The organism is Sulfurimonas sp., assembly GCF_023229105.1.
Lineage (GTDB): Bacteria > Campylobacterota > Campylobacteria > Campylobacterales > Sulfurimonadaceae > Sulfurimonas.
The window spans coordinates 1-9,037 of sequence record NZ_JALNZY010000082.1 but is presented as its reverse complement, the minus strand read 5'-3'; the positions used below and the strand labels follow the sequence as shown (position 1 = coordinate 9,037).

Annotated in this window: 11 protein-coding genes; 7 read left to right on the top strand and 4 right to left on the bottom strand. The window is 36.4% G+C overall.

Going from position 1 to position 9,037, the window contains the following annotated elements:
* The first annotated feature begins 141 nt into the window (after positions 1-141).
* The 5 genes from M0Q17_RS09640 to M0Q17_RS09620 all read left to right on the top strand — a co-directional run bounded on the left by M0Q17_RS09640 (position 142) and on the right by M0Q17_RS09620 (position 3,723).
* Positions 142-339 (top strand): hypothetical protein, encoded by a 198-nt coding sequence (locus tag M0Q17_RS09640; protein WP_295086317.1) that lies wholly within the window; start codon positions 142-144, stop codon positions 337-339.
* A gap of 138 nt (positions 340-477) precedes the next feature.
* Positions 478-1,371, top strand: a complete 894-nt coding sequence (gene dapA, locus M0Q17_RS09635; protein ID WP_295086315.1) for a 4-hydroxy-tetrahydrodipicolinate synthase — start codon at positions 478-480, stop codon at positions 1,369-1,371.
* A 1-nt stretch (position 1,372) separates the two neighbouring features.
* Positions 1,373-2,140 carry an enoyl-ACP reductase gene (locus tag M0Q17_RS09630; RefSeq protein ID WP_295086313.1) on the top strand — a complete coding sequence of 256 codons (768 nt, stop codon included), beginning with the start codon at positions 1,373-1,375 and terminating at the stop codon, positions 2,138-2,140.
* A gap of 40 nt (positions 2,141-2,180) precedes the next feature.
* Complete coding sequence (locus M0Q17_RS09625) at positions 2,181-3,122, top strand: uroporphyrinogen-III synthase (RefSeq protein WP_295086312.1); 942 nt, start codon at positions 2,181-2,183, stop codon at positions 3,120-3,122.
* Between the two features lie 67 nt (positions 3,123-3,189).
* Entirely contained in the window at positions 3,190-3,723 is a 534-nt protein-coding gene (locus tag M0Q17_RS09620; protein ID WP_295086310.1) for a hypothetical protein, read from the top strand.
* 33 nt (positions 3,724-3,756) lie between these two features.
* Here the strand turns inward: M0Q17_RS09620 and M0Q17_RS09615 are convergent, their stop codons facing one another.
* The 3 genes from M0Q17_RS09615 to M0Q17_RS09605 form a co-directional block, all read right to left on the bottom strand.
* On the bottom strand, positions 3,757-4,182 hold the full coding sequence (locus M0Q17_RS09615) for an Hsp20/alpha crystallin family protein (protein ID WP_295086308.1): 426 nt from the start codon (positions 4,180-4,182) through the stop codon (positions 3,757-3,759).
* A 12-nt stretch (positions 4,183-4,194) separates the two neighbouring features.
* Positions 4,195-4,641, bottom strand: coding sequence for an Hsp20/alpha crystallin family protein (locus M0Q17_RS09610; RefSeq protein ID WP_295086306.1), 447 nt, complete (start codon positions 4,639-4,641; stop codon positions 4,195-4,197).
* Positions 4,642-4,728: 87 nt separating this feature from the next.
* A complete protein-coding gene (locus tag M0Q17_RS09605; protein WP_295086305.1) occupies positions 4,729-5,412 on the bottom strand; it encodes a Crp/Fnr family transcriptional regulator in 684 nt (227 codons plus the stop codon).
* A 92-nt stretch (positions 5,413-5,504) separates the two neighbouring features.
* On the opposite strand from M0Q17_RS09605, the gene cysS reads away from it, so the two are divergent.
* Both cysS and M0Q17_RS09595 read left to right on the top strand, forming a co-directional pair.
* Entirely contained in the window at positions 5,505-6,905 is a 1,401-nt protein-coding gene (gene cysS, locus M0Q17_RS09600) for a cysteine--tRNA ligase (RefSeq protein ID WP_295086303.1), read from the top strand.
* Positions 6,906-6,946: 41 nt separating this feature from the next.
* Positions 6,947-8,218: an MFS transporter gene (locus tag M0Q17_RS09595; RefSeq protein WP_295086301.1), complete on the top strand. Its 1,272-nt coding sequence runs from the start codon at positions 6,947-6,949 to the stop codon at positions 8,216-8,218.
* On the opposite strand, the gene M0Q17_RS09590 is transcribed toward M0Q17_RS09595, so the two are convergent.
* On the bottom strand, positions 8,211-9,037 hold an 827-nt coding region (locus M0Q17_RS09590; protein WP_295086299.1), incomplete at its 5' end, for a lysophospholipid acyltransferase family protein. The two genes, M0Q17_RS09595 and M0Q17_RS09590, sit on opposite strands and share 8 nt — an antisense overlap.

Below are 9,037 nucleotides of genomic sequence, written 5' to 3'. Positions count from 1 at the left end.
TTATCAGCTACCTTGCTTCTCTCCACAGGATTATTGTGTGCTGCTGAGCAAACCAAAGCCCAAGACATGACGCAAGAGCAGACACAAATCTATGGCAGCCAAATAATGACGCAGCAAGAGCGTATTGAATACCGCGACAAAATGCGCGCTGCACGTACCACTCAGGAGCAAGAAAAAGTCCGCAAGGAACATCATGAGCTTATGAAAGAACGGGCAAAGGAAAAAGGCATTTCGCTACCAGATGAGCCACCTGCTAGAGGCGGTGGAATGGGAACCGGCGGTGGAATGATGGGACCTGGCGGTGGTGGAATGGGACCTGGAGGCGGTCGCGGTCGCTAATCTATACAATGTTTAACATAACTCACTCCTGCTATCTTCAAAGCGGGGTGAGCATTACCTCTACCAACCAGAGGACAAATCCTCTCTTTTTAATACTTTTTTGTTATAATTTCGAATTAATTTAATAAGGCTATATAGATGAATATTGTAACCGGTTCAACAACTGCACTCATTACCCCATTTAAAAATGGAAAATTGGATGAACAAACTTACGCCGATCTGATAAAAAGACAGATAAAAAACGGTATAAATGCAGTCTGCCCCGTCGGAACAACAGGCGAAAGTGCTACTCTTACTTTTGCAGAGGATAGACGATGCATAGAGATAGCGGTTGAAGTTTGCCACCAAACAGATACTAAAGTTCTAGCAGGTGCGGGAAGCAACTCAACGGCAGAGGCGGTAAAAGCCGCAATAACAGCGCAAAAATGCGGAGTTGATGCTATATTTTCCGTTGCACCATATTATGTAAAACCGTCCCAAGAAGGACTCTACCAACACTATAAAACAATAGCAGAATCGGTTCCTGAGCTTCCATTTATGCTCTATAATGTTCCCGGACGTACAGTTGTTGACATAACTGCCGATACCGTGATAAGACTCTTTGATGATGTTAAAAATATTTACGGCATAAAAGAAGCAACTGGAAGCATAGAGAGAAGCGTTGAGCTTCTCTCACGCAGACCTGAGCTTAAAGTATTTAGCGGCGATGATGCGATTGACTACCCGATACTAGCAAACGGAGGAGCTGGCATAACTTCCGTTACTGCAAACCTGCTTCCTGATTTAAAAAGCGAACTTGTACGATTAGCTTTTAGCGGCGATTTAAAAGGCTCAAAAGCACTAAACGATATGCTTTTCCCTATAAATAAAGCACTTTTTTTAGAGTCAAACCCTATCATGATAAAAGCTGCCATGTATATAGCAGGACTGATTAGTACGCTAGAATACAGACTTCCTCTTGTTGCCCCAAGTATGCAAAATATGAAGATGCTAGAAGAAATTATGAAAAACTATACAATAAAGGGATTGTAAAATGAAGGGAAAAACTCTATTTGTAAGCGGCGGAACTCGTGGAATAGGCAGAGCACTTGTTTATGCTTTTGCTAAAAAAGGGTGCGATGTGGCATTTACTTATTCTACAAAAGCAGATATTGCAAATGAGATTATTGCTGATATTGAGTCAAAATACGGCATAAAATCTCGTGCTTACGCGCTTAACATACTTGAGCCTGAAACATATAAAGATGTTTATACGGAGTTTGATAAAGATTTTGAGAGGCTTGACTTTTTTATATCAAATGCCATAATCTCAGGTCGTGCCGTTGTTGGTGGATTTGGTCCTTTTATGAGACTTAAACCAAAAGGTTTAAACAACATCTATACCGCAACTGTTGATGCCTTTGTCGTGGGTGCACAAGAAGCGGCTAAAAGAATGGAGAAAACCGGCGGCGGGAGTATTATTAGCATGAGCTCAACCGGCAATCTCGTTTATACTCCAAACTATGCAGGTCACGGCACCAACAAAGCCGCTGTTGAAGCTATGGTTCGTTACGCTGCAGCAGAGCTTGGCGAGAAAAACATAAGAGTAAACGCAGTAAGCGGCGGTCCGATAGATACAGACGCTCTTAAAGCTTTTCCAAACTATGAAGAGGTAAAAAGCGAGGTAATAAGACGCTCTCCCCTCTCTCGTATGGGAGAAGTTGAAGATTTAACCGGGGCATGTCTCTTTCTTTGTGGCAGTGAATCTTCATGGCTAACAGGACAAACAATCGTCGTTGACGGTGGAACTACTTTCCAATAATTACACATATTTTTTGAGATAAATAGTTTTCAAATCTTTTTTGAAAAATATTTACTCAGATGATGTTATCATCCTCTCTATGAAAAATATAGAAAAACTTATTGAATCCCTTGGTCTTATCTATTACGAGTATGAAAAAAGTAGCAACTCTTTTATACTTGACAGAAGTTATTCAAATGAGCATATCTTTGAAGAACTTATAAAAATAACCTATCTTCTAAGCAAGCATAATATCAATTTTTTTGTTGATGAAAAAAAATCCCTTGTATTACATGCCAAAGACAGTTTTTTTTCAAAAATAAAAAGATACATTGATTCATTTTTTGAAAATATCAAAAACAACTCTTTAAATATCTATGTTCTAAATGACAATAAAGTAAAATGGGCAAAAAATCTGCCTGTTATTCAAATAAAAACAATAAAAATTGACTTTGATTTTTCAAAGTATGATGCACTTATTTTCACATCTAAAAATGCCGTTTACTCACTTAACTCTTACAATCAAGCGTGGAAAGCAAAACCTGTTTATGCCATTGCTCCCCAAACTGCAAAAGTTGCTAGTAATTTAGGTGCAAAAATAAAATTTGTCAGTAAAGAAAAACATGGTGATGAATTTGCAAGAGAGTTAATTCCTCTTTTAAAAAATAAAAAAGTGCTCTATATACGAGGTTCAAAAGTTGTCTCAAATCTAGTTGATACGCTAAATGCAAACGAAGTAGTTTGCGATGAAGCAATTGTCTATGAAACAGTTTGCGTTAACTTCAAAAAAAAGATAAAACTTCCAAAAAAATCTGTAATAATCTTCTCTTCCCCCTCTACCATAGAGTGTTTTTTAAAAAATGTCACTTGGGAAGAGAGCTACAAAGCAGTCTCAATCGGACATACTACCGAGAAATACTTCCCGTCTTATATAACTCCACACGTATCTGAAACAACCTCTTTGGATTCTTGCGTTAAAAAAGCTATTGAGCTTAGTCACTAAACTATTTGGTTTTCATTAGATATAGGTCTGTATAATAAATGCACCACATTTTTAAGGGGAAACATACATGAAATCTAAAAAAACAGTAACAAAAGTTGCATTATTTACTTTAATGCTAGGTACAGTAGCAGTAGCAGAGCCAACTCTTCCTGCTCCGATACAAGACGTAGTTAAAATGGAGAAGATGGCAGGTCCCGCAGGAGCCTTTGTAGCAAAAGAGAATTTTCCAAAAGATTATTTTTTAATGCCAAAAAATCTTCCCTACTTAGTTGGGTTAACACTTTATGACGCAGCTAGTTCTAACTTGAATTTATCAAAGGAGCAGATAGACTCTATTTTAAAAATAAAACAAGAGTTGATGTCAGAAGCTGCAAAAAAAGCCCTTGTTATTAAAAAACTTGAGCTTGATTTAATGCAAAAAGTCTCTTTTAAACACAAAAGCCAAAAAGTCGCAGAGCTCTATCCTGCAGTTGATGAGATAGCAAAATTAAGAGCTGAACTAACAAAAATACATCTAGGTTGTATTGAAAAAGTCAAAGCTGTTCTTACTCCTGAGCAGTTTGAAGAGATGCTTGACTACGGCGTTGTAAATATGTTTTAGACCCTTGCCTCTTGGCAAGGAGTTCTAAAAATATTACTTTATAGCGATTCTTTTTGATTTTTTTGACTCTGCTTTTTCAAGCATAATATAGAGCCTTCCATTTTCATATTTTGCGTCTATACTTTGCCTGTCTATATTATCAGAGAGAGCAAAACTTCTGCTAAAGAGTCCAAAGCTTGATTCACAAAGATAGTAGTCATCCTCTTTAGTCTCATTTTTATATCTTCTTTGTGCATTCACAGTTAGATAATTATCCTCTACTTTTATCTCTATGTCCTCTTTTTTTACACCCGGAAAATCTATCTCTATGCTAAAAATATCATCAGAACGTTTTGCCAAATTTGCAAAAGGGAGGTGACTTGCCACATTATCAAATGTACCTTTAGCAACTTCTAATCCTTTTTTAACCTTCTCTTCTACTTTATCTGCAAATTTTTTTGATGTTTTTGTAATATTCATCTCATCCTCCTGCTATTTTATCTCAATTTTTTTAGAAGATTTTTGCTCAATCTGCATTTTTGGGATTATAACCTCTAAAACGCCATCTTCACATGCCGCTCTAATATTTTCAGCATCAACTTTCTCAGGAAGTGTAAAGCTTCTTTGAAATTTCCCATAGCTACTTTCCACTCTGTAATAATCATCTTCTTTTATTTCACTTTTTGTCTCTCTTTTACCTGATATAGTAAGCATGTTGTTCTCAACACTAACATCAATATCCTCTTTTTTTACACCCGGCAAATCGACATCCACATGGTAGGCATCCTTGCCCTCTCTTGTGTTTACGGCAGGTTTAAAATCTACCAACGTATCACTATTACTCTCTTCTTCAAAAGAGTTTAAAAAATCGCTTAAAAAATCGAAACCTCTTTTTTTTCTATAAGACTCTGCCGGACTTAAGTATCTTGAAACTAACATAACAAACTCCTTATATTTAAATTATTTTATAACTTAAACTTTTGTTTAAGTTAGCATTATTATATAAAAGATTCAAAGAAAAATTTGCTACTTATGTAGCATCTTTATCGTTTTTTCTAGCAATTTTTGAAGATTTATAACTTTAATATTTTTTCTGCTTGTATGAATAATTTTTTCTTGTTTTAGCTCTTTAATCGCTCTCTCTACAACATGTCTGACTGTTCCTAGAAGTTTTGAGATTTCACTGTTTGAGAGGTTTTGCAGAAGTTTATATTTAAAAGCACTGTTTGGATTTATATTTTCTAAAAGAAGATGCATAAGCCTCTCTTTTACATCATAAAGCGATAGTTCACTTGCTAAAGACTCTACATGTCTCATTTTAGCTGCTATATATGGGAAAAAAATTCTATTGAATGTAGCGTTATTATCTATCCAGTATCTAACCTTTTGGATGGGAAATTGAAGCACTTTGCAATCTTCTAAAACTTCATACATTACCTCATGCGGCTTCTCATCTAAAAGCGATACAACATCAAACATATCTCCTCTCTTATAGATAAAGAGTGTCTGTTCTTTTGAGTTCTCAAAATTGAGCTGATAAGTTTTTACTCTTCCCTCTACAATAATATAAAAATATTTTAATAAGTCATCAGCACAAAACAAGGAGGAGCCTTTTGCGTAGTTTAATGTTTTAGAGCAGCGGTAAAACTCCTCCTTAAAATCTTTATCAACATCATGAAGTAACTCTATATCGTAAGGTTTTGTTTTCATTCTGCCATCCAATACACAAAAATAAATTCCTTCTATTCTATCATTTTTGATATAATTCTAACAATTTTACATTCATAAAGGAAATAATCTTAATGTATATTTATGATTCGGTTCAAAAAACAAAAAGAGAGTTTGTTCCGCAAGAGCGTGGCAAAGTTTCACTCTATGTTTGCGGTCCCACCGTTTATGACAATGCTCATTTAGGACATGCAAAAAGTGCCTTGGTTTTTGATCTACTCTTTCGCGTCTTAAGAGCAAACGACTATGAAGTTACTTATGCTAGAAATATTACAGATATTGATGATAAGATTATCCAAAAAGCACAAAAAAGCGGCAAAGAGATAAAAGAGATAACCGATTTTTATACAAATGCTTTTCATCATGAGATGAACAAACTCGGAGTTATCAGACCGACTATTGAACCAAAAGCAACAGAGTCGCTTGAAGCAATGTTTAAACTTATTTTAAAACTTCTTAAAGACAAACATGCGTACAAAACAAGCCACGGCGACATCTATTTTGACACCTCAAGCGATAGCCAATACCTTCAACTCTCACATAGATTTCAAGACGAAGATGATAAAAAACAGCGTGTTGAAGGCTCGTTGGAGAAAAAAAACAGTGCTGATTTTGCTCTATGGAAAAGCGTGAATGACAATAGCATCTCCTTTGATTCTCCTTTTGGCAAAGGTCGCCCAGGCTGGCATCTGGAGTGCTCTGCCATGATAGAAAAACATCTTGCAAAACCAGATAAAAAGTTTGCGGTAGATATCCACGGAGGTGGAGCAGATTTGCTCTTTCCTCATCATGAAAATGAAGCGGCACAAACGAGATGCGCAACAAACCATGAGCTAAGTGCATACTGGATGCATAACGGCTTTGTGAATATTGATGGCGAAAAGATGTCTAAGAGTTTAGGCAACAGTTTTTTTCTCAAAGATGCGCTTAAAGTCTATGACGGCGAAGTTTTACGCTTCTACCTTTTGAGTACGCACTATAGAAGCAACTTTAACTTTAACGAAGAGGATTTACTAAACTCAAAAAAGAGACTTGACAAGATTTATAGACTTAAAAAACGCCTCTTTGGACTATCTTTTGAAAATGTAAAAACTTCCTTTTCTGATTCACTCTTAGAAGCGTTAAGCGATGATCTCAATATTTCAGCCTCTTTAGCGCTCATCGATGAAATGATCTCCCACGCAAATGAAACACTTGATACTGCAGGAAAACATAAGCAACTAAAACTCGAAACACTCTCAAATTTAGCGTATATCGAAGAGGTTTTAGGGTTTGGTGTTAAAAATTCTTATGAATATTTTCAATTTGGCGTTGATAAACAGACAAAAGAAAAAATCCAAATGCTCATAAAACAAAGAGATGAAGCAAAAAAAGCAAGAGATTTTGCCGCATCAGATGCACTGCGCCATGAGATTTTAACTTATGGAGTAAACCTGATGGATACTTTACAAGGGACATTTTGGGAAAAGATATAATTCTAGTTTAGTATTAAAAACTCTAAAATATAAAGGCAGACATGCAAGCCGATAAAAAAACTATCTACTCTTGGGCGCTTTACGACTGGGCAAACTCTGCTTATGCAACTACCATTATGGCGGGGTTTTTTCCGCTTTTTTTTAAATCCTACTACAGCGCAGATACCCTAGCTACCACAAGCACCGCAAATCTTGGGTTTGCAAGTTCCATATCCAGTCTTGTTATAGTCCTAATCGCACCGCTTTTAGGTGCAGTTGCTGATGCTGGTTCGATTAAAAAAAGGCTTCTTTTTTTATTTGCATTTCTTGGTATTTTAATGAGTGCTTCGCTGTCGTTTATCGCAGAGGGAGAGTGGCAGAGTGCGCTCTTTGTTTATATACTGGGCAATATCGGTTTTATGGGCTCAAACACCTTTTATGACGGACTTTTACACTCTGTTTCAACCAAAAAAAATGTAGACTATGTCTCAAGTCTTGGTTTTGCACTTGGATATCTTGGCGGTGGTATCCTCTTTAGTATCAATATTTGGATGTTTGAGGATTTTGCATTTTTTGGATTTGAAAATCAGGCGGAGGCGATAAAAGCCTCATTTATAAGTGTAGCTCTGTGGTGGGCGCTCTTTTGTATTCCGCTGTTTTTATTTGTAAAGGAGGAACAAATAGAGGATAAAAAAAGAACCATATCATTTAGGGATGGGTATTTAAGACTCAAAAAAACTTTTGTAAAAATCAGACAACTCAAACATCTCTCTCTTTTTTTAATCGCCTACTGGTTATACATCGACGGAGTAGATACAATTATCCGCATGGCGGTTGATTATGGAATGGCGCTTGGTTTTGACTCCTCAAATCTCATTTTGGCACTTTTACTTGTTCAGTTTGTAGGTTTTCCAGCAACACTTGCCTTTACAAAAATATCAGTTTATCTAGGCACAAAGGGTGCAATTTTTCTTGCCATCTTTATCTATCTTTTTATAATCATATTGGCTGTTTCAATGCAACATGTTTCTGAATTTTATTTGCTTGCAGTTATGATTGCACTTGTTCAAGGCGGTATTCAGGCACTTAGTCGCTCCTACTACTCAAGAATGGTTCCAAAAGAGTATTCGGCGGAGTTTTTTGGTTTTTATAATTTTATAGGTAAATTTGCCGCTATTTTTGGACCTCTTCTCATCGCTGTTGTGGCACTACTTACCCAAAACTCAAGAGTCTCCATCGCTTCCATTTCCATCTTGTTTATCTTAGGGGCAGTTTTGCTCTACTTTGTTAATGAGAAAAAGGGAGAAAAGGAGCTCCATGATGCGCTTATGTAAAGGCTTCTAGCTCGCTTTTTATAGCTTCTCTTACCTCTGTTATTATCTCGTTATAATCCATTGAATGCGGCTGTATCGGTTTTAAAAAGGTAACCTTTATTTTTCTAGGCCTTGGAAATAGCATTCCTGTTCCGAGTGCCTCATAACTCCCATCAATGACTACAGGAACAACGGGCACACCAAAAGTTTTAGAGAGCATCGCAAAATATGGTCTAAACTCCAAAAGTTTTCTATCACGTGTTCTTGCCCCCTCTGGAAAAATTACTAGATTATTTTTGCTTCTTATTGGAAGCGCACAAAACTGCATAGTCTCTTTTAAGTTCTCATTTGCATCTATTAAAATAGTCTGCCCATGCTTAGATATCGGCTCTAAAAGCCTAGTTCCAAAAACTTGCTTATATGCTAAAAAAAAGGTTTTTTTTAAGATTTTATAAGGAAGCGCAGACTCAATCAAAAATCCATCAAGCATACTCTGATGAGATGGCGCTATAATAGATGAAGAAGAGGGAATATTATCCACCCCTCTTATTTCAAGGCGAAAGTAAAGGCGAAAGAGCGGATAGAGGATACTCTTATAAAGAGACATAATTAGCGGAGAATATATTAACTTCTCATCAATATCTTCTCTTAAAAGCTCCTCCCAGTCAGGCATAACAGGTTTTACATACAGACTGTTCTCTTTTATATAAGCATAAAGAGACTTAAATATCATCATATGCGAAAAGAGCGCTTCATCCATTTTTACCCCGAAACTCTGCTCAATAAACACAAAAAGCTCCACATAGTTAAGTGAGTCAAGTTCAAGATCTAGCTCAAGAT